Source organism: Paenibacillus sp. FSL R10-2199 (genome assembly GCF_038000235.1).
GTDB lineage: Bacteria > Bacillota > Bacilli > Paenibacillales > Paenibacillaceae > Paenibacillus_AQ > Paenibacillus_AQ phytohabitans.
The window spans coordinates 3,230,363-3,253,279 of sequence record NZ_JBBOBO010000001.1; the positions used below are offsets into that span (position 1 = coordinate 3,230,363).

A 22,917-nucleotide genomic window follows, 5' to 3' on the forward strand; every position below is an offset into this window, starting at 1 on the left:
ATTGTGGACGTGAAATTAGAAGAAAACATTACAGCAATTGTGGGCAGTTTGTTGAAAATTACTGAAGTCGTTGATCCAGATGCGGATCTTGCATCAATAGGCCTCGACTCTATGAGCGCTGTCGGCTTAGTTGTTGAATTGGAAGCGATATTTAATATTGCATTCGAAGATGAGGAACTATTATTGAAGCACTTTGACACGGTCAGAAAAATAGTTGCTAAGGTGGAAGAAAAGAGAGCGCTTGCAGAATGAAGTCGCCATTCAGCATATTTCGTTTTCACGAAGAGCAGAAGGATGTGCACTGGCTCTATAACATTAATCAGGAGCAGGAATGGAACGACAGCCGCGTGTTTCCATCTATGCAGGATCATAGTCAGATGGAGTTGGTCATTCAACAGGAGCAACAGATGATTTTCTTGTCGAGGCGCGACGACACCCTCTTGTTTCGCCATAATCCGGATGAACGTTTCATCTCATATCTGGAAGGGCACGGCATTGAGATTCCCGTGATTCGCCAAATCAGCGGCACCAGTTCACTACCTTGGTCTGACATGCGATATGGGAGAGAGTCGTTACTTGTTCCCTATATTGTAAATGAGGCTATCTGCGCGGAAGCATACCGTAATGATATTAGCATATATGGTTCCGATCCTTTGCTGGTCAAGCATATTAACGACAAATTCCAGACGAGGCGTTTAGCTGCAGAAATTGGTTTTAACTTGACTAAAGGGGATTTTTGTACAAGCGAGGAGGAATTAATTCAGAAATACCGCATGCTGCGAAAGCAAGGATTTGAGAAAACGGTATTGAAGGTCCCGTTCGGATCGTCTGGCAAAGGAATGCGGATCATCAAAGATGAAACCTCATTCACCCATATGCTCCAATTTATTGGAAGGCGCAGGAAAGATTTTGAGCTTTTGCTGGAAGGGTGGCATCCGATAAAAAGATCAATGAACTGCCAGCTTTTGATTGAAGCTGGACATGTCACATTACTGGGCATAACTGAGCAGAAAATAGATGAGTACGGTATTTATTTGGGGAGCGATTATGCACCAATCTACGAAAACGCTGTGCTGGAGAGCTATACTGACAGCATGCTGAAGCTGGGAAACCATCTGATGGAAATGGGTTATTCGGGCATTGCCGGTGTTGACTCCATCATAGACGATAAAGACGAACTCATTCCTGTAATCGAGATCAATGCAAGGTTCACCCAAGTGACGTACTTGTTGCCTCTGGTTTGGAGGCTTCGGCAACAGCATCGCTATATTATAAGTCGTTTCATCCGCGGGGAAAGCACGGTAACTTACGGGTTCGATGAGATTTGCGCAGCCATGACCCGAATTGCAAGCCGCGATTCCTTTCTGATTTACAATTTTTCCAAAACCGCTGATGCAAACAAAACCGTTTACCGCATTTTCTTTTTAGTATACGGTAATGACCTTGAAACGGTCGAACGGACAATGAACGGATTGGAGCGATTTTCGTTCTCTTAAGACTATACGGATATAGGAGAGAAAACCTTGGAGAAATGTTTACACGAGTTTTTTGAAGAGCAGGCGCTCAGAACGCCAGAGTCAGTCGCTTTAATTGATGAGGAACAAGAGCTTACCTATGGGGAATTAAACAATAGAGCCAATAAAGTTGCCGTTCTCCTTCGGGACAAAGGCATCGGGCCGGAAGACGTCGTTGCCATTTATATGGAGCGCTCCATAGAGGCGATTGTTTGTATCCTTGGCATACTGAAATCTGGAGGTGCTTATTTGCCCGTTGACAAGGCAATCCCGGAGGAAAGGGCAATCTTCATGATTCGGGATAGTGGTGCAAGTATTGTAATGGCGAATTTGTCTTCCAGTATAGTATTGAACCAGTTACGCGGAACGCTGGGAATTCTTATGACGGATTCAATCGATTGGTCCTCAGAAGAAATGCAGTCAAGGGTTTTATGCAAACCTGGAAATTTAGCATACGTTATTTATACGTCTGGGTCTACGGGGAAGCCGAAGGGCGTGATGATCGAGCATAGGGCTATTTCCAATACGATAGCCTGGAGAAAAGAATATTACAAGCTCAACGAATCAGATTACGTTCTTCAGTTTGCATCGCTATCTTTCGACAGCTCTGTGGAAGACCTATTCACGGGGCTGGCATCCGGAGCAGTCTTGGTTCTTCTCCGGCAGAGCATGAGGAACGATCTGCATTATGTCCGGAACGTATTGACAAGTCGCCAGATTACTCACTTGCTTGTGGTACCCAGCTTATACAAGGTACTGTTGGATGAATGCCCGGATGCTGTACAAAGCTTGAAGAAGGTGACAGTTGCAGGAGAAGGTTTTTCCAGGTCGCTTGTGAAGAAGCATTATCAAGTTGTGCCTCAAGCCGATCTATTCAATGAATACGGGCCTACGGAAAATAGCGTATGTACAACGGTATACAAATTTAGCGGTTCGGATAATGAAGTGAAAATAGGTCTTCCCATCCCTAACGTCGAGGTACATATCGTCACTGATACTATGGAACCTTGTCCTACAGGCTACGAAGGAGAACTCTTGGTGTCCGGAGCAGGCTTGGCCCGAGGTTATTTGCATCAGGCTGAACTGACAGCACAAAAATTTATCAGGCATCCGGCGTACCCAGGGAAAAGGCTTTATCGAACGGGTGATCTTGTGAATGTTGATATAGACGGCCAGCTTGTTTATCTGGGCCGAATCGATAGGCAGGTAAAGTTGAGAGGGCATCGGGTCGAATTAGGTGAAATTGAGTACCAACTAACACAAGTGAGTGGTGTGTACGATGCGGTGGCGAACCTCGTTCATATCCGGGAAAAACCCTCACTGTGTGTGTACTACGTTTCTGACGGGACTATTGATGAAGGGGCAATTCATTCGCATCTATCCAGTACATTACCCGAGTATATGGTCCCTGCATTTCTGATAAGGATCGAGCGGATCCCCCTAACATTCAATGGTAAAACGGACTTCGCTGCGCTCCCGAATCCCATTCAGCTAGCAGACAAAGACAATACAATGTACCTTGAAGCAGGTAGTCAGCCCGTTGCTAACCGAATTTTTGAAATTCTTAATGAAATACAGGATCAAGGCGCTGGATATTCAGAGCATACGGTAGGCAGGGGTGCCTTGGCCGAGTTAGGACTCGATTCGCTTGATTTCATGCGTCTTTTAGTCAGAGTCGAGACCGAGTTCGGACTTGAAATAGAAAGCGCAGATTGGGAAAAAATGAAATCCTCGACGGTAGGACAGTTTTCCGAGTATGTGGCCAATCGTAGTCTCGGTAGGGTGAACTTATGAAGACAGGGATGGGCAAGCTGCTGCGAAATCGATTTATGATTGGGATTTTGTTATCAATAACTTTTTTGCAGCTTGGGATTTGGGTCAGAAACTTTGCGGTTTTGATGTTTGTTATGGAGAAGACGAATGGAAGCGCATTAGCCGTATCCTTAATATCTGTTGCTGAATTTGCGCCTATATTTATTTTTTCCTTTATAGGAGGCGTATGGGCAGACCGATGGAAACCCAAAAAAACGATGGTCTGGTGCGATATAGGCAGTGCGATTTCGGTTGCGTTTGTTCTGCTGGCCTTGCTGCTTGGTACATGGAAGGTCATTTTTTTAGCAACGCTGGTCTCATCAATTTTGTCACAATTCTCTCAGCCATCGAGTATGAAATTGTTTAAGAAGCATGTGCCGGAGGATCAACTTCAATCTGGAATGTCCATGTTCCAGTCTGTGATTGCTGTCTTTACGTTACTCGGACCGGTACTGGGAACGCTATGTTATTATCAATTCGGCATATCGGTTTCTATCGGTCTGGTTTCAGTTTGTTTCCTTCTATCGGCTACGGTCTTATCTTTGCTGCCAGCAGACGTTAATATCGACAATATGAAACATTCGAATAGCATCAGGACTGAAATGGCTCAAGGCTTGCATTATATTAAGGATAGACAAATATTACTTATATTAGGAACGTGCTTTTGTTTTACCGGACTTGGCATCGGGTTTATCCAGCCTTTGGGCATCTTTCTCATTACGGATAGACTCGGATTGCCGAAGGAATATTTACAGTGGATGCTCTCTTTGAACGGTATGGGAATGATTCTCGGAGGAGCCTTAACGGTAGTGTTGAGCAAATTCATGCAGGCCCGCTCTCTACTTGCTGTCGGTTTGGCGGTCAATGCGCTGTGTATGGTGATTTCAGGTCTATCGACGTTTATGTGGCTTACACTCTTAGCTCAATTTTTCATAGGTATGGTTACACCTGGCTTTCAGGTAGCGGTTCAAACTTTGATATTGAAAAATACAGAGCAAGCTTATATCGGTCGAGTAAATGGCCTACTGTCTCCTCTCTTTATGGGTTCGATGCTGATAACGATGAGCATGTCAGGATGGCTTAAGGATCAGTTGTCAGTTATGGTGATGTACCTGTTAGCCGGTGCATTTTTTGGAGTTGGACTTTTGATTACTGCACCTTTGTTCCGGAAGACAACCTTGGCAGAGGCGAAAGGGATGAATATCCTCTAAGGTGTCCTCTACGAATATACAGTGAAGGGAATTTTGCGGATGGAAAACAAACAAGGATTAATCAGCCATTGGTCTTTTGACGAAGCAAGTGGAAAGGAAGCGTTAGATCACGTTACCGGAATCAGTGATAAGATTGAGTATGTGTTAAACGAAGCGCGCTATAACGATTCGCATGACCCTCAGAGGAGAAAAGGAATCAGCGGAAATGCGCTGATGTTTGACGGTTATTCCAATTGGATCGCTCGTCCGGCGGAGAAAATGGTTATCCTGCAGGACGCTCTTACCATAGAGGCATGGGTGGCGCCCCGTACTTATGAAAGAGGCATAGAATCAAGGCTTTCGCCCATCGTTAATCAACATGACCGCGAGAAGAATGAAGGGTTTATCTTGGGAATCTTACGTTATGGACAATGGTCTATGCAAGTAGGATTAAATAATGAATGGGTTGAGATTTGGGCGGATGGACATGAACTTCCCCTGAATCAATGGTCTCATATTGTTGCAACCTTTGACAGCAGGAATGCCGTGATGAAGCTATATCTGAATGGTGAAGAGGTAGCGACCAAATCAATTGTTGCTAACACCATAATTACACCATGCAACAGGGATTTAATGATTGCCAAGAATAACAAGGGCTTCCTATTAGGCGATACACCATATGTGCTCAACATGTACAGTGGCATGATTGACGAATTGAAAATGTACAATAGAGCTCTTGCGGCAGAGGAAGTGAGACAGTCTTACCAGGAATATGTGACTCCTTACGGAGGTGCGATTCCAGCGATTCCGTACGATGATATTAAACTGGACCGCTGCTTGCTTGCCAACGACAGGCACCGTCCGCAATACCATCTCAGTCCACCGCAGCATTGGATGAATGAGCCGCACGCACCTATCTATTTTAATGGGCAATATCATTTGTTCTATCAGCATGATCCGCATGGGCCATATTTGCATACTATCCATTGGGGACATTGGGTTAGCAATGACTTGGCGCATTGGCGGGATCTTCCATGGGCACTTGCTCCGGAGGAGAATGGCCTGGACCCAGATGGCGTTTGGTCTGGGAGTTCCGCTTATGACGAGAACGGTGTTCCGGCGCTGTTCTATACTGCCGGTGACGACAGCGCCACTCCGAACCAACGGGTAGGGCTGGCGCGAAGTACTTTTATAAAAGACGGTGATAACGATCTGGTCCGTTGGGAGAAACACCCCGTTCCTGTCATCGTTCAAGAGAAAGGACAGGGCTATTATGGCGACTTCCGAGATCCTTTCGTCTGGAAAGACGGAGACACTTGGTATTTGCTGATCGGTTCAGGCACCGACGGCCAGGGTGGATCGCTACTCGCTTATACGTCAAAGGACATGATTCAATGGAAGTACAAAGGCCCCTTTTATATAAGCGATCCTAAGAAATACCCATTTCTCGGTAGTATGTGGGAATTGCCTGTATTTCTTCCGCTTGGTCAGGACAAAACTGGAATAGAAAAACATATTTTGCTTATTAGCCCTCTGGGACCTGAAGCAGACGTTGAAGTTTTTTACTGGATAGGTACTTTCAATAAAGTTGCCATGCGATTTACTCCAGATCATGAAGAACCGCAGTTGATCGATCTGGGTGATTTCCATTTCACGGGTCCTAGCGGTATGGTTGATCCAAAGACGGGACGTAAGCTCATATTTACCATTGCCCAGGGAGTCAGAACTTCAGAGATTAATTATTATTCCGGATATGCCCACAATGCAGGAATCCCCCTTAGCATCTTCCTTCGCGAGGACGGGCGGCTTGGAATAATGCCTATCGAAGAACTGGAACTGCTTCGCAGAAGACAACTCATATTAATTGAAGATAAACCATTAGACGAAGCCAATAATCTATTAAAAGATATCAAAGGCGATATGCTGGAGATACGGGTAGAATTAGAGGCGGGAACGTGCACACAGTTGGGAATAAAACTTCGCCGCTCCCCCGGTGGTGAAGAAGAAACGTTACTCTATTATGACAGGAAGGAAGCGGCTTTGATCGTGGACAGAAACAAATCATCGCTTGACCCATTGGCTGATTGGGATAGAGGTGTTCAAGGCGGAACTCTGGAGCTGGACGGCGAGAATCTGAAGCTGCAAATTTATTTGGACCGTTCTATGGTAGAGGCTTACGCCAACGAATTGAAAAGCTTGACGACTCGCGTTTATCCGAGCCGTAAGGATGCTCTTGGTATACAGATCTGGGGCGCCGGTACCCTAACGGTAAAATCGCTGGAGGTCTGGGAAATGAAACCTGCGTTTGAGAGCTAGACACTTTAAGGGCTGAATTTTACAAGCTTACAACAATCCTAGAATAGAAACTGCGGCAGCAAGGGGCAAGAAAATACAGTTTGATTTATTTCTCTTACAGTAGACAGTTGAAATATATCTGCTACTGTAAGGGGACTTTTTCAAGACTTATCGAAAAATCACTCGAGGGTCATAATATTTGACAAAACCTTGTAGTGAAAATATATTATATAGTAAGTAATCGTTTACTTCAATGACGCTAAGGAATTACGATTGAAGTATCGGGATGCTTAATGCGAAATAAGATAGGTGTAATTCAGATGACTGAGAAAAAGAATGTCAGCATTAAAGATGTAGCTCTCAGGGCTAATGTATCAACGGCTACGGTTTCACACGTCATTAACGGGACACGCTTTGTGTCCAATGAGACGAAACAAAAGGTGCATTTTGCAATGAATGAGTTGAACTTCCGAATCAATTCGGTAGCTCGATCATTACGCAGCCGCAGGTCGTATATTATCGCATTTCTTGCTCCACTCCTTGCTTCTGAAACTTCAAATTTTTATTTCATGTCCGTAGCAGCCGGAGTTCAAAGCGTATTGAAACAAAGGGGCTATCATCTTATCTTGAGTGATTCCAGTGACAATATTGAAGTGGAAGACAAAGAGATCGGTATGTTTGATTCACAAATGATTGACGGACTGATTCTAGCTCCAGCCAGTAGAGAATGCGATTACGAAAAATTGTTTGGTGATTATCCTGTAGTTTATATTGATAGGGTCCCTGATCATTGTGAAAGAGATTCCGTACTTATTGACAACAAGATTGCAAGTATGAACGCAATACAAAAGATTCTAGACAAAGGGCACCAAAGAATTGCCTTTTTATCCGGTCCACTTTCAGTAACGACAACGATTGAACGGTATGAAGGTTATTCTGAAACACTAATAAACGCAGGTCTGGAACTGGATGATTCATTGATTTGTTTTGACGATGTGAGTTTTGAGAATGGGTATAGCAAGGTGGGGGATTTGTTAGAGAAGAATCCAACAGCAATTTTTATAACGGATAATGTGATGGCAATGGGAGCAATGGCGTATTTGCAAGAACATTCAATTCGTATACCGGACGAGTTGGCCGTTGTTGGATTCGATGATGTTCAATGGACCAAAGTCACTCATCCTCCGTTAACCGTTATTCAACAACCGTCATTTCAACTTGGTGTGAAAACAGCTGAGGTCATACTGCAGAGAATTGAAGATGACACTTTAGTAAAGAAAGAACATCGCTTAAAAGCGAATTTAATAGTCAGACAATCGCTCTGACTTTTTTTATAAGTTAAGTAAACGATTACGTAACGATTTCTTTATTTCTAATATTTTGTAAGCGGTATCATTATATTTATTTGCTTGAATCCAAGCTGAGAGGTGGTGATGCCTGCCGCATTGTATTTATAGATTTACAGTGCCTTAAGGGAGGGGATTCAAAGTATATTACCAAGTAGGAAGAAGAATGAAATGAAAAAATAAGGAGGTAATTATGTGGGGAAAAAAGTAAAATCAATTAGGATATTGGTTATTGTGCTTGCTGCTTTGTTAATGATGCCATATGGGATCACTATACCAAAAGCCGAAGCTGCAACTTCTAAAATTGCAGAATGGAGCTTTAATGAAGGAAGCGGGAAAACGACAAAAGAAAACATCAGCAATTCAAATGATTCTATTAATTATATTTTCAATAATGCAGTTTACAAACCTTCCAATGACCCGTTATGGCGTAATGACGGGATATCTGACAAAGCCCTGCTATTTGACGGGTACTCGAATTGGGTGACACACTCACCGATCACCACTCCTTCTCAGAGTATGACGATTGAAGCCTGGGTTGCTCCCAGAGCCTATGAATGGGGTGACAATGGTACTCTCTCAGCAATCGTTAATCAGCACGATAAACCAGGTAAACAAGGTTTTGTCCTTGGAATGTTCCGGCATGGAACCTGGTCTTTTCAAATTGGCTCGGGTGGGCAATGGTATGAGGTTTGGTCTTATGAACCTCTACCCAGATATGAATGGTCTCATCTCGTAGCTACTGTTGACGGAGCTGCGGGTACTATGAAGTTGTTCCTTAACGGTCGTCAAGTGGGTAAGAGCAGTATTCCTGCAAATTCCACAATCACATCGTCAGGGAATCAGCTATTCATCGGAAAAAACAACCAAAGCACTCAACTTGCTGTATTTCCTTTGCATATGTTTAACGGACTCATTGATGAAGTGAAAATATACAACGGAGCCTTTACAAATGCTGAAGCGGAAAACTCCTATCAGAGCTACATGTCAGCCCTTGGAGGAAACCTGCCGACACCAAATCTTAGTTTTGACAGAAATGTCTACGATGGAGACCGCTATCGCCCTATTTATCATGCTATTGCACCAGGGCATTGGATGAATGAACCCCACGCACCGCTATATTATAATGGACAATACCATTTATTCTATCAGAATAACCAGCATGGACCCTATTGGCATAATATACAGTGGGGCCACTGGGTCAGCGAAGACATGGTACACTGGAGAAACTTGCAGCCTGCCTTGTCACCTGAATTGTTCCAGGTAGATCCCGATGGTGACTGGAGTGGAAGCGCAGTTATTGATGATGCAGGGAATCCTACTCTTTTCTTCACTGCCGGCAATGATTCAAGAGCGTACCTTAACAGCAACCAGAACGTAGGAGTTGCCCGTAGTACGGTTCAGACGGATGGCGATAACGATTTGAAGAAATGGGTAAAAGAGCCGAAGCTGGCTGTTGCCCAGCAATACGGGAAATTCGGAGAATTCAGAGACCCGTATGTGTTCAAAGAGGGTTCAACCTGGTTTATGCTGGTAGGAACGGGTTATGATGGGCAGGGTGGATCTGCAGCAGTCTATTCCACAACAGACTCTAATCTGATGAATTGGACCTATCGCGGCCCAATCTATCAAACCAATCCGTCAACATATCCGGAGTTAGGCGGCGTATGGGAAATGCCGGTTATGATGTCTCTGGGAAACGGCAAGCATTTATTGGCTATTAGCCCGGTCGGAAGCGGAGCGAATGTGGAGGTGTATTATTGGATTGGTACTTGGAATGCTTCTACGGCGAAGTTCACACCTGATGATCCCAAGCCTCAATTAATGGATTTTGGAGATTTTCATTTTACAGGTCCAAGCGGTTTTAAAGATCCGCAGTCAGGACGTAATATTATGTTCACCATTGCTCAAGGGGAAAGGAACTCTCAGGAAGAGTCCGATGCAGGTTGGGCACATAATGCCGGTCTGCCTGTAGAACTTTCGCTTCGCCCGGATGGAAAATTGGGGATTAATCCCATCCCCGAGCTGCAGTCCTTAAGAGGCCAGCAACTTGTAAATATTACAACAGATACGAGTTTTGCTTCAGCCAATGCTGCCCTTTCTTCCATTCAAAGCGATACGGTGGAGATTGAAATGGAATTGAGCCGCGGTTCTGCTGATAGTGTAGGAATCAAAGTTCGAAAATCTCCTAACAACGAAGAAGAGACATTAATTTATTACAAAAACAGTACTAAAGAATATGGTGTCGACCGAACAAAGACGATTGCCGGTCAAAATAAGGGTATCCAAAAAGGTACTATAGATATCGGCAGTGAGAATGTCAAACTACACGTATATTTGGATAAATCCATGGTTGAATCTTACTTGAATGGACTTAAATCTATTACTACGCGTACTTATTCTACCAGAGCGGATGCCAAAGGTCTTCAATTGTGGGGAGATGCAAACACCAGCTCAATCGTTGTTAAGTCACTTAAGGTTTGGGCAATGAATTCTGCATATAACCCAGTGGCAGTCAGTGGTGTGAGCTTGAGTCCTGCAAATCTGGAGGTAGCCGTAGGCGGCAAAAAAACGCTTAATGCTACAATTGCACCGGCAAACGCTACGAACAAAGATGTAATATGGACTTCCAGCAACACCTCAGTCGCGCCGGTAGTTAACGGAGTGGTTACTGGTAAATCCGTCGGGACTGCAACCATTACGGCCCAAACAAGAGACGGCGCCAAAACAGCTTCACGCTTAGTTACTGTTATTGCGGCGCCAGCTGGGAAAATTTCAAACAGCGGCTTTGAAAACGGTAACTTAGAGGGTTGGATCATAGAAAGCGGTACAGCCTTTACTAATGCGGGGGTTACAAATGCAGCGGTATTCGGAAACAACCAACCGTATAATCATGAGGGTAATTACCACCTATCCGGGCAATTAAGCGGTGGGAATGCTGCCACCGGAGTATTAAAGTCTAAGGAGTTTACACTCGGAGGCAACGGCCAGGTTAGCTTCCTGATCGGTGGAGGGTCTGATATTGATAAATTATATGTGTCCTTTGTACGTGCTTCAGACGGGAAAGAGCTCTTCAGGTCAAGCGGACCGGGAAGCTATTGGAACTGGCCGAGCACCAAGGGCGTTACGGAAGGGTACACCAAGAGATACTGGGATGCTACCCAATATATAGGTACATCCATGTATATCAAAATAGTCGATGAACGAACGGATGAGTGGGGCCATATTAATATTGATGATTTTAATGTCCCGGTTCAAGGTGGAACTGTTGATGCAGAAGCACCGACAGCACCTAAGAACCTTGCAGCGACCGGGACCACATCGAATTCCATATCCCTTAGCTGGACGGCATCCACAGATAACGTGGGGGTAACCGGCTACGTAATTTATCGGAATGGAGTTCAGGCAGGGACGAGTACGACAGCCGCTTTTACAGATAGCGGGCTGGAAGCAGCTACGGCTTATCTCTATACGGTCAAAGCAAAGGATGAGGCGGGAAATCTCTCCGCAGCAAGCAACAGCGTGACAGCAACCACCCAGGCTGCGGTGGTAACTGGCAGTTTGACAAACCATGACTTTGAGAGCGGTAACCTTAACGGCTGGACAATTGTAAGTGGTAATGCGTTCAGCGATGCGGATGTTGCGGAGGATACGAGCTGGGGATGGGGAGGACCGTTTAATCAAAGTGGCAAGTACCATCTTTGGGGGTTCAAGGATGGGGGAGATTCTCAGGTAGGTGTACTGAAGTCTGCTACATTTACCCTCGGTGGCAGCGGATCTATCGATTTTCTGATCGGCGGAGGGAATGATATCAATCATTTATATGTCGCTTTGGTTCAGGCATCGGACGGCACTGAACTGATAAAAGCGACAGGCAACAGCAATGAGGCTTACAGTCGTATTACTTGGAATGCAGCTGCTTATATTGGAAAGGAATGCTATATCAAGATTGTCGACAGTGCTACTGGAGGTTTCGGCCATATCAATGTGGACGATGTGAACGTTCCGGTCAGCAGTGGAGCTGCTGACACCGAAGCTCCGGCAGCTCCGATGAATCTGGCAGCAACCGGCACAACTAAGGATTCTGTATCCCTGGGGTGGACGATTTCAACAGATAATATAGGAGTAACTGGATACTTGGTTTACCGGAATGGAGTACAGGTAGCTACTAGTACAACAGCAACCTATACAGATAGCGGACTGACAACCAATACACCCTATGTCTATACTGTCAAAGCAAAGGATGCTGCGGGAAATATCTCGGCAGCAAGCAACAGTGTCACAGCAACCACCCAAGCTGCACAGGAGACTGGCAGTTTGACTAACCACGACTTTGAGGGCGGAAATCTGAGCGGATGGATTATTGTAAGTGGTAATGCGTTCAGTGATGCGGATGTTGCAGCGGATACGAGCTGGGGATGGGGAGGGCCCTTTAATCAAAGCGGTGCGTATCATCTCTGGGGGTTTAAGGATGGCGGTGATTCTCTGGTAGGGGTGCTGAAATCTGTGTCATTTACCCTTGGCGGTAATGGAACGATTGATTTTCTGATCGGCGGAGGGAACGATATCAATAATTTATACATTGCTTTGGTCCGGGCGTCGGATGGCACTGAGCTGCTAAAAGCGACAGGCAATAGCGATGAGGCTTATAGCCGCATTACTTGGGAGGCTGCTTCTTTTGTAGGGACTGATTGCTATATTAAAATTGTCGACAATGCTACTGGAGGTTTCGGCCATATTAATGTGGATGATGTGAACGTGCCGGTACTTGTGAATTAGAATTAAAAAAGCAGCTCATGGGTTAATTTCTATGCAACGATAAACTACTAGAGTTTTTAACGTGTAAGGGTGTTCCATAAGCAGATATATTAAACAGAACACATCTTCGGTTATTGGAGATGTGTTCTGTTCTGTATGAAGTTCACCAAATTGGAAACGTTTCAAAATAAATATTGAAACGTTTCCAATTTGGTGCTATTATAATTTTCATAGAGAGTTTGGGGGTGTTAAATGACAAGTATTAAAGATGTAGCTAACTTAGCCGGCGTTGCTGTAGGTACCGTGTCCAGAGTCATTAATAACTCCGGCGCTGTAAAACCCAAGACACGTAAAAAAGTAGAGGAAGCCATACAAGAACTGAATTATTTTCCTAATGAAGTGGCCCGGAATTTCAAGATGCAAAAATCCAAGATGGTAGCGTTGCTGCTCCCGAGCATCTGGAACCCATTCTTCTCAGAATTGGCTTATTACATTGAGGATGAACTGGACCGGGAAGGCTTCAAGCTTATGCTGTGCAACAGCGGTGGCAAACCTGAGAAGGAGCTGTATTATCTGGATATGCTCCGGCAGAACAAAGTGGCTGGTATTGTTGGCATAACTTATAACGATATCGAGAATAATGTCAGCAATGACATTCCTATTGTGAGCATTGACCGGCACTTCAACAAGAAGATCACCTGTGTAACATCGGATAATTATGAAGGTGGCCGATTGGCGTTAAGGGAGCTTGTGAAAGCGGGAGCCCGGAAACCGGCTTTTATGGGAAGTGTCACTTCCGTATTCAGCGAAACCATGAACCGGAGGCAAGGATTCATTCATGAGGCTGAGGCTTTAGGAATCGATTATGTAATCTACGAAAAGCCGGATCCCATCGTGGATAAGAATGCCTATATTAACGAGTTCATCAACAAGCATGGCGATGTTGATGGCATTTTTGCCATTACTGATATGTTGGCTGCCCACTATATAGACAGCGCACGCAGGCAGGGGATTCGTATTCCAGAAGATGTGAAGGTTATCGGTTATGACGGGATTCAGGATAATCCCTATTTTCATCCGATCTTATCAACGATCCGGCAGCCGGTAGAAGAGATGGCACGGATGACAATCAGACTTCTCTATAACAAGATTGAAGGCTTACCTTTAGAAAGCCAAGTGTATCGCATACCTGTTATATTCAAGCAAGGAGAAACAACATGATCCATGAGGATCGGAAAACTTCAGCGCATCCTGTGTAATTATCTACAAACTGATGTTTTTCAAGATAAATTGGAAACGTTTCAAAACGACAATGTAAATTTTATTTAAGATTAGACAACGAATAACATCACACATCCGGTTAATCCGGGCTACAGGTCTTCCAAACGATGTTTTTCAAGATAAATTGGAAACGTTTCAAATATGATTACTTTTTTTGAAAGGGAGAATAATCGTGAATTCTACAACCAGCGGGGTGGATCATTCCATCATCAAACCAAAACGCAAAACATGGAGCAGGTTCAAACGAGACTACGAACTGTATCTGTTTTTATTGCCGATCATTATTCTTTACCTCGTTTTTAAGTATTATCCGATGTACGGGGTGCAAATTGCTTTTAAGGACTTCTCACCAAGTCAAGGGATCTGGGGTAGTGAATGGGTAGGCTTTCAGCACTTTAAAGATTTTTTCAATTCCTATAACTTCTGGACTATCATCACGAATACGCTCTCACTTAGTTTCCTTTCGTTGTTGTTTGGTTTCCCGGCTCCAATCATCATCGCCATTATGCTGAATCAGATGCTGGGTAAGACATACAAGAAATTTGTACAGACCGTGATTTATGCTCCGCACTTTATATCTACCGTTGTGCTGGTCGGTATGCTAAATGTTTTTCTGTCTCCAAATAGTGGGATTGTAAATCACTTCATCACCTGGCTCGGTGGAGATCCCATTCTGTTTATGGCCGATGCAGGCTGGTTCCGTCCTCTGTATATTTTATCTGGGATATGGCAGGAGACAGGCTTCGCCACCATTATTTACCTTGCTGCCCTGGCCGGTGTTAATCCTGAACTTCATGAGGCGGCCATTGTGGATGGAGCGAGCAAATGGAAGCGCGTTTGGTATGTGGATATCCCAAGCATTTTACCGACAATTGTTATCCTGCTGATCCTGGCACTAGGCAATATAATGAGCATCGGTTTTGAGAAAGCGTTCTTGATGCAGAGTGATTTAAATTATGCCACTTCCAATATCATTCCTACCTATGTGTATGAAATGGGGATTCAGAAGGCTCAATATAGCTTTTCTACAGCGGTCGGCCTGTTCAATTCCCTTATTAATATTATTCTGATCTTCACAGTTAACAGGATTGCCAAAAAAATGACAGAAACCAGTTTGTGGTAAGGGGGAGTTTAGTTTGAACCAATTAACAAAGAGAAAGAGCAGTGGGGATGTATGGTTTGACATTATCAACTACATTTTGTTGACCATCATTATGTTGCTTATATTATACCCGTTGTATTTTGTTCTGGTAGCATCATTCAGTGACCCCAATTATATCTACTCAGGTGAGGTCTGGCTGTTCCCGAAAGGCTTTACTCTGGATGGTTATGAGCGAATCTTCAGTGATTCCTCCATATGGATCGGATATGGGAATTCAATACTTTATGCAACAGTGGGAACGTTAATTGGAGTAGCTGTGACGGTATTCGCTGCTTATCCGTTAGCTCGTAAGGATCTGGCTGGAAAATCTATAATTATGTGGTTTTTGCTGGTCACGATGTTCTTTAGCGGGGGGCTAATCCCAACCTACTTGCTGATCAAGGATCTTCACATGCTGAATTCGATGTGGGCACTGGTCATTCCCGGGGCTGGCGGAGTATTCAACGTCATCATCGTAAGAACCTTCTTTCAGTCCTCCATACCAGATGAGATGTGGGAAGCGGCTTCCATTGACGGATGCTCCAACACCAGATTTTTCTGGAGTATCGTACTGCCTTTATCCAAATCCATTCTAGCAGTAATGGTGCTGTACCATGTGGTCGGATTCTGGAACGGATTCTTCGACGCATTGATTTACCTGAATGATGGGAACAAATATCCATTACAATTAGTGCTTCGCAACATCCTTGTTCAGAATCAGGTCAGTTCGGGCATGATGATCGATGTGGAATCTTATGCAGCCAAGATGCGCGTTACAGAACTGATTAAATACGGTGTCATCATGGTATCCAGTCTGCCGTTGCTGATTTTGTATCCGTTCCTGCAGAAGTACTTTGTTAAAGGCGTGATGATCGGCTCAATTAAGGGATGATACTAGGCAGGGTCTTGAAAGGGGGGATGTCCGAAATCGGATGAAACTGAAAACATTATATGATTTTCGCTTGTAAACAAAATAAGGGGAGGTTATGTACTAATGAAATCTGTATTCAAAGGTGCGGGAATTGTAATGTTGGCTGGTGCGTTCGCAATAAGCGGATGCTCAGGAAATGGTAACGGGGCAAACAATCAAGCAGGTAATAATCAGAATCAGGAGACGAATTTCAATCAAACGGGTCTTCCGATTGTTAACAAAACAGTGTCTTTAAGGATGGTGTCTCCGAAAGCCTCATTGGCACCGGAGTTCTCAGAAATGGAAATTTTTAAACGTCTGGAAAAGGAAACTAACGTTAAAATTAACTGGGAAAATATTCCTGACACGGATTATACAGAAAAGAAAAATCTGCTGCTCGCGAGCGGTGATTTACCAGATGCCTTTTATACAGCCGGTTTCACTGATTACGAGTTAATTAATTATGGTAAAGATGGAACGCTTATTCCGCTTGAGGATTTAATTGATCAGTATGCGCCTAATTTGAAAGCGCTTCTGGAACGACGCCCTGATATCAAATCCTCGATTACAGCACCAGATGGACATATCTATGGGCTGCCATCCTTTGAAGAGAATAACCTGGGGACCAATCCATTCTTCCACGTCATCAATAAAGCATGGCTTGATAAGCTGGGACTGAAGGTACCACAGACATTGGATGAATATACAGAAGCTCTGCTGGCCTTCAAAACACAGGATCCGAATGGTAATGGGAAGCAGGATGAAATTCCGCTAAGCTTCAGACACATGCAGTGGTGCTCGGATATTGCCGGATTGTTCGCCGCTTTCGGACTTCCTGATAACCTGGAGCATCGGATTGTCCGTGACGGCAAGGTAATTTTCACAGCTACACAGCCTGAATACAAGGAAGCACTGAATTATTTCCATGAAAAATGGTATAAACAGGGACTGATCGATCCTGAGTCCTTCACTCAGGATGATGCACAGTATCTGGCCAAAGGTAAAACAACGGATGAAACGCTGGGATCTTATGTCTGGTGGGAAGTTGAAGAAGTTGTCGGAACCGAGCGGGCCAAGGATTATGTTTTACTGTCCCCGTTGAAAGGACCGAATGGTGATCAAAGTATTGGTCGTTCCAATGGCGGAGGCCCGGGACGCGGATCTTTTGTAATCACTAAAGCGAACAGCAATCCCGAAATCACTATGCGTTGGGTAGATCAGCAATTTGAGCCCTACATGACTGCTCAAATTCACTGGGGCCCACTGGATGTCGTCTACAAGAAGGATGAAACCGGGAAATTGGTGAACTTGCCACTTCCTGAAGGAACCTCTGCAGGTGAATTCCGTCAACAAGTTGCTCCTGGATCGGGCGCACCTGGTGTCATTACATTTGATGAATTCGGAAAAATTGTAGATATGGAGCCTCGTGCTCAGCAGCGTGCTAAGGATTTGGAGCAATACTACAATCCTTATATGGAAAAGGAAAACTATCCGAGTATCTTCTTTGAGACAGAGGAATTGGATAAAATCAATAAAATTGAGCCTGAACTGATTAAGTATGTAAATACCCAAAGAGGAAGATTCATTGTGGACGGCGGTGCGGATGAGGCTTGGGACAACTATCTTAAGACGCTGGACAAGATGGGCCTGAATGAACTTATGGAGATCTATCAAAAGGGATTGGATCGTTATAATGCAAATCTAAAAAAATAAATATATAGAAGTTAGGTGGGGAGAAACTGTGCTTGATGTTATCGCTATAGGCGAAGTATTGATAGATTTTACACCAGCAGGCCGTTCAACTGGGGGAAAAGAACAGTTTGAATGCAACCCAGGAGGCGCTCCGGCTAACGTAGCTGCAGCATTGTCCCGCCTGGGCGCCAAGTCGGCACTGATCAGCAAAGTTGGGGAAGATCAATTCGGTTCATTACTGTATAGCACGCTGCTTGACAATGGTGTTGATGTAGCCGGCGTTTCAGTTACGAATGAAGCAAGTACAACGCTGGCTTTTGTACATCTGGATGACCAAGGTGACAGATCCTTCAGTTTCTTCCGGAAACCGGGAGCAGACACCTTTCTGCGCTCGGAGGATATCCCATTAGAAAGGATCAAAGCCTGTCAGGCGCTACATTTTGGTTCGTTGTCCATGACCCATGAACCTGCCCGTACGGCAACCCGAACGGCAGTCCGCAAGGCCAAGGAAGCTGGGGTGCTGCTCTCATTCGATCCGAATATCCGGTTTGCATTATGGGAGAGTAAGGAGGAAGCCAGACAGAATATTCTTTGGGGTATGAATTATGCCGATATCCTGAAAATCTCGGAAGAAGAGCTTGCTTTTGTAACAGGCAACAGCGATCTTGAAAAAGGCGCACAAGAGCTCCAGCAGCAATATGACATCGGACTCCTCGTCGTCACTTTAGCGGAAAAGGGCTGCTATTACCGGTTGGCTAGTCTGGATGGTTATGTGCCGGGCTTTAAGGTAAAGGCTATCGATACGACTGGAGCAGGCGATGCTTTTCTAGGCTGTTTGTTATACAGACTTCTGGAGAGCGGAAGTTCTCTGCAGGATCTGACCAGCCAACAAATCACCAGCATGCTGACTTTTGCTAATGCCGGCGGAGCGTTAGTTACAACACGGAAAGGGGCTCTTGGGTCTATGCCTACGACAGAAGAAATTAACCAGATGATAGAGTCCAGTAAAGAGAGTAATGCCGATCGCTTCAGACCGGGCTTTCATTTCTCACCTCCTTCCAATTGGGCGAATGATCCAAACGGATTAGTCTACTTTGAGGGAAGCTATCATCTATTCTATCAATATCATCCTTACAGTAGTAAATGGGGACCCATGCACTGGGGGCATGCTATTAGTGAAGACCTGGTTCACTGGGTACACGCACCTGTGGCTCTATTCCCGGATGAGCATGGGGCCATATTTTCTGGCTGCTGTGTAGTGGATTGGAATAATAGCAGCGGTTTATTCGAAGATTCGCACGGACTCGTTGCCATCTTTACCCATGCAGATACCCATCCGGAGACGGGGCAGCCGCGCCAGCGGCAGAGCCTGGCTTACAGCAGTGATAAAGGAGTAACCTGGGAGAAATACGCGGGTAATCCAGTGCTTTCCGAGGAGGGGATAGTGGACTTCCGGGACCCTAAGGTGTTCTGGCATCCGCAAAGTAAGCGGTGGATTATGGTGATTGTCGCTGGAGATCATGCCCTGTTCTACGCATCCGAGAATTTACGTGAATGGTCGCTGACTGGTGAATTCGGCAGAGAAGAAGGGTCACATGACGGTGTCTGGGAATGCCCTGACTTGTTTCAATTACCGGTGGATGATACCGGGCGTTCGAAATGGGTGCTGATCATCAGCATCGGAGATAATCCCAATTGTCCAGAAGGATCGCGTACGCAATATTTTATTGGAGAGTTCGATGGAAAGACGTTCATCAATGACAATCCTGCAGATCATATACTGTGGTTGGACTATGGAAGAGATAATTATGCGGGAGTTACCTGGTCCGATATTCCGGAGCAGGATGGACGCCGCGTAATCATCGGATGGATGAGTAACTGGAAATATGCTAACGAGACACCTACCGGCTCCTGGAGAGGGGCAATGACTTTGCCCCGCACCTTGTCCTTGACCAGTAAGGATGGAAGTATCGTGCTGTGCCAAATGCCTGTCCGGGAAATAGAACAGCTGCGTAATGAATCAATGAGCTGGAACAATGTCACGGTTACGTCGGAGACTCCTTTTATACAGCAGATGAAGAGTGAACTGATAGAGATTGAAGTAGAGATTAATATCCAATCCGGGAATGAGGTATCTATCCATCTGCAATCTGGCGGACAGAGCGGAATTATAATCGGATATGATCCTGCTAAGGAATGGCTGTTCACCGACCGTTCCAAAAGCGGTCAGACTGATTTCCACCCGGCATTCGCAAGCCGTCACGGTGCCAGCTTGGCCGCTACGAATGGGAAGCTTAATCTGCACATCTGGCTGGATCGTAATGCAGTTGAAGTTTATGCGGATAATGGCCTGGTGGTGCTGACCGATCAGATTTTCCCGGACGCTCCAATTGAGAATATTCAGGTAAGCACAGGAGCAGGACAAGTTGTCCTGAATTCGCTTCAAATCCATACGCTGAAGTCCATTCAAATTCCGAGTGTTAGAACACGGCAGACTTCAGGGAGGAATGAGGCATGAGCAGCCAAGCTGGCAACCGGGGACTAATGAGGTATTGGGCCTTTGATGAGGGAACCGGAGCAAGTGCTCTGGAGAGCGTAACCGGAACTCTGCATGATGTACACTACGTATTTAACAATGCGGAGTTTACCGACCCTTGTACTCCGCCGTGGAGACAGGGAGTGTTGGGAAATGGCCTCTTCTTCGATGGTTACTCAACATATATCGCCCATCCTGTCCACGGGGAAGAGCATAACGGAGAGCCGGAATTTCTATCAGCTCTCAGCATTGGGGTTTGGGTTGCCCCGCGGACGTATGAATGGGGATATGAAAGCAAGCTCGCAGCTATCGTGAACCAGCACAATATGGATACTAAACAGGGCTTCCTGCTTGGCATGTTCCGTCACGGCTCCTGGTCCTTCCAAATCGGACTTGAGGGAGGAGAGTGGGCAGAGATCTGGTCTCCGGACGGCTGTGAATTGCCGAAGAATGAGTGGTCTTATCTAAATGCTGTATTCAATGGCGACGATGGGGAAATGAAGCTGTTTCTCAACGGTAGAGTAATCGCTTCGTCTGCTGTGCCCCGCGGTTCCCGTATAGCCGCAGCGGACACGGATCTGCTTATTGGCAAGAACAATCACAGCAGTAAGCTTATCGAAGTGTTCAACCTTCATATGTTCGGCGGGATCATGGATGAGTTGAAGATTTATAACCGGGCCTTGAGCAATGAGGAGGCTGCCGCTTCTTATCAGGAAGTGTTGGATTCCGCACATGGAGGCGTCCGGCCGCAGTTGAACTATGAAGACATCAAGCTGGATCGTACACCTCTGCTGACGGACCGGCACAGACCGCAGTATCATGTCAGCCCGCCGGCCCATTGGATGAACGAGCCTCATGCGCCAATATATTTTGAAGGGCAGTATCATTTGTTCTATCAGCACAACCCGCAAGGACCGTACTTTCACCATATCCATTGGGGACATTGGGTAAGTGAAGATCTGGTACATTGGCGTGATCTTCCCGTGGCCCTGTCACCAGAGAAGGATCAGCTTGCACCGGACGGAATCTGGTCGGGAAGCGCGGCCTATGACGCGGACGGACTTCCTGCCTTGTTCTTTACAGCAGGTAATGACAGTGCTTCGCCGAATCAGAGTGTGGCGCTTGCCCGTAGCACTTACCCGCAGGATGGAGACCCGGAGCTGATAACGTGGATTAAACATCCGGAGCCGCTTATCGTTCAGAAGCAGGGAATGGGCGCATTCGGGGACTTCCGTGATCCGTTCGTATGGAAGGATGAAGAGGGCTGGTATGCCCTGGTCGGGTCGGGAATTGAAGGTGAAGGCGGGGCAGCGCTGGCATTTGCCTCAGAGGATATGCTGAATTGGACATACAAGGGCCCATTCTTTGAAGCGGATATTCAGAAGTTTCCTTATCTCGGGCCCATCTGGGAGCTTCCTGTACTACTTCCCTTAGGCACTGACAAGCAGGGGGACAACAAGCATCTACTGCTGGTTAGTCCTGTGGGAAAAGGTGCCGATGTTGAGGTCTTCTATTGGATCGGGCAGCTTGATCAGGATAAGCTTTCCTTTATCCCGGATCAGGAAGAACCGCAATTGATAGATGTCGGTGATTTTCATTTCACCGGTCCGAGCGGTATGGTGGATCCGAAGACCGGCCGGAATATTGTCTTTACAATTGCTCAGGGCGACCGTACATCCGAAATGGAATACAAATCGGGTTGGGCGCATAACGGAGGTTTGCCATTAAGCGTGTATTTAAGAGATGACGGGCGATTGGGCATCGAGCCGATTCAGGAGCTGCAATCGCTGCGGGGCGAGAAACGGTTATCGATCTGGGACAAGTCATTGGCTGAAGCTAATGTCCTGCTGGGGGATGTACAAGGCGACATGCTTGAGATTCAACTGGAATTGGAACCGGGCAATGCCGGACAACTCGGAATCAAGGTCCGGTGTACACCGGATGGAGAAGAAGAAACCCTGCTGTATTACGATTTCAATGAAGCTAAGCTCCTGGTCGACCGCACGAAAACAACACTGCATCCGGGTGAAAAGTGTAGGGGGATTCAAGGGGGCAAGCTGGAATTGTTAGGAGAGAATCTAAAGCTGCATATCTATGTGGACCGCTCCATGGTCGAAGCCTATGCCAACGGGTTGAAAAGCCTGACGACCCGGGTATATCCAAGCCGCAAGGATGCATTAGGGCTTGAGCTCTGGGGAGACGGTAAGCCATTGGTGAAGTCTATGGAAATATGGGATATGCAATCTATATGGTAACGTGAGCGCCTAGGCGCTCCTTACTATACCCGATGGGTAATGTAACTAACACTTAAGCCACTTAGCACTCCTCTTGATGGAAGCGCTTCATTCACGCCTCTCTTACTTCATGACTATGCATCCTTGTATACGGAGAGTCATTTCAAAATTACGTATGAATGATTTCATGAATAAGAAATGATGAAGG

The 22,917-nt window shown here is 45.6% G+C and carries 13 protein-coding genes; all 13 read left to right on the forward strand.

The genetic code is table 11. The features are described 5' to 3' along the window. Positions 1-3: 3 nt before the first annotated feature. Positions 4-252, forward strand: a complete 249-nt coding sequence (locus NYE33_RS14075; protein WP_042139113.1) for an acyl carrier protein — start codon at positions 4-6, stop codon at positions 250-252. Then, the gene (locus NYE33_RS14080) at positions 249-1,496 is read left to right on the forward strand and encodes an ATP-grasp domain-containing protein (protein ID WP_042139112.1); all 1,248 of its coding nucleotides are present in this window, start codon (positions 249-251) and stop codon (positions 1,494-1,496) included. Before NYE33_RS14075 ends, NYE33_RS14080 begins: the two co-directional genes overlap by 4 nt. Positions 1,497-1,523: 27 nt before the next feature. Next, positions 1,524-3,308, forward strand: coding sequence for a non-ribosomal peptide synthetase (locus NYE33_RS14085; RefSeq protein WP_340943450.1), 1,785 nt, complete (start codon positions 1,524-1,526; stop codon positions 3,306-3,308). Next, positions 3,305-4,537, forward strand: coding sequence for an MFS transporter (locus tag NYE33_RS14090; protein ID WP_042139110.1), 1,233 nt, complete (start codon positions 3,305-3,307; stop codon positions 4,535-4,537). Before NYE33_RS14085 ends, NYE33_RS14090 begins: the two co-directional genes overlap by 4 nt. 21 nt (positions 4,538-4,558) lie before the next feature. Next, positions 4,559-6,832, forward strand: coding sequence for a GH32 C-terminal domain-containing protein (locus NYE33_RS14095; RefSeq protein ID WP_341066180.1), 2,274 nt, complete (start codon positions 4,559-4,561; stop codon positions 6,830-6,832). Positions 6,833-7,131: 299 nt separating this feature from the next. Next, positions 7,132-8,136, forward strand: coding sequence for a LacI family DNA-binding transcriptional regulator (locus NYE33_RS14100; RefSeq protein WP_042141479.1), 1,005 nt, complete (start codon positions 7,132-7,134; stop codon positions 8,134-8,136). Positions 8,137-8,409: 273 nt separating this feature from the next. Beyond that, positions 8,410-12,936, forward strand: coding sequence for a GH32 C-terminal domain-containing protein (locus NYE33_RS14105; RefSeq protein ID WP_341068659.1), 4,527 nt, complete (start codon positions 8,410-8,412; stop codon positions 12,934-12,936). Between the two features lie 231 nt (positions 12,937-13,167). After that, on the forward strand, positions 13,168-14,136 hold the full coding sequence (locus tag NYE33_RS14110) for a LacI family DNA-binding transcriptional regulator (protein WP_042139107.1): 969 nt from the start codon (positions 13,168-13,170) through the stop codon (positions 14,134-14,136). A gap of 229 nt (positions 14,137-14,365) precedes the next feature. Continuing rightward, a complete protein-coding gene (locus NYE33_RS14115; protein ID WP_371916269.1) occupies positions 14,366-15,319 on the forward strand; it encodes an ABC transporter permease in 954 nt (317 codons plus the stop codon). A gap of 13 nt (positions 15,320-15,332) precedes the next feature. Then, positions 15,333-16,229 (forward strand): carbohydrate ABC transporter permease, encoded by an 897-nt coding sequence (locus tag NYE33_RS14120; RefSeq protein WP_042139105.1) that lies wholly within the window; start codon positions 15,333-15,335, stop codon positions 16,227-16,229. Between the two features lie 102 nt (positions 16,230-16,331). After that, the gene (locus NYE33_RS14125) at positions 16,332-17,960 is read left to right on the forward strand and encodes an ABC transporter substrate-binding protein (RefSeq protein WP_341066181.1); all 1,629 of its coding nucleotides are present in this window, start codon (positions 16,332-16,334) and stop codon (positions 17,958-17,960) included. Positions 17,961-17,988: 28 nt separating this feature from the next. After that, positions 17,989-20,457, forward strand: coding sequence for a PfkB family carbohydrate kinase (locus NYE33_RS14130; protein ID WP_042139103.1), 2,469 nt, complete (start codon positions 17,989-17,991; stop codon positions 20,455-20,457). Beyond that, positions 20,454-22,730, forward strand: a complete 2,277-nt coding sequence (locus NYE33_RS14135; RefSeq protein ID WP_042139102.1) for a GH32 C-terminal domain-containing protein — start codon at positions 20,454-20,456, stop codon at positions 22,728-22,730. Before NYE33_RS14130 ends, NYE33_RS14135 begins: the two co-directional genes overlap by 4 nt. Positions 22,731-22,917 lie beyond the last annotated feature (187 nt).

What these genes read in the sequence shown, in the direction of transcription:
- NYE33_RS14080 (WP_042139112.1), top strand. Translation starts at nt 249, where the DNA reads ATGAAGTCGCCATTCAGCATATTTCGTTTTCACGAAGAGCAGAAGGAT.
- NYE33_RS14090 (WP_042139110.1), top strand. Translation starts at nt 3,305, where the DNA reads ATGAAGACAGGGATGGGCAAGCTGCTGCGAAATCGATTTATGATTGGG.
- NYE33_RS14100 (WP_042141479.1), top strand. Translation starts at nt 7,132, where the DNA reads ATGACTGAGAAAAAGAATGTCAGCATTAAAGATGTAGCTCTCAGGGCT.
- NYE33_RS14105 (WP_341068659.1), top strand. Translation starts at nt 8,410, where the DNA reads ATGATGCCATATGGGATCACTATACCAAAAGCCGAAGCTGCAACTTCT.
- NYE33_RS14110 (WP_042139107.1), top strand. Translation starts at nt 13,168, where the DNA reads ATGACAAGTATTAAAGATGTAGCTAACTTAGCCGGCGTTGCTGTAGGT.
- NYE33_RS14125 (WP_341066181.1), top strand. Translation starts at nt 16,332, where the DNA reads ATGAAATCTGTATTCAAAGGTGCGGGAATTGTAATGTTGGCTGGTGCG.
- NYE33_RS14135 (WP_042139102.1), top strand. Translation starts at nt 20,454, where the DNA reads ATGAGCAGCCAAGCTGGCAACCGGGGACTAATGAGGTATTGGGCCTTT.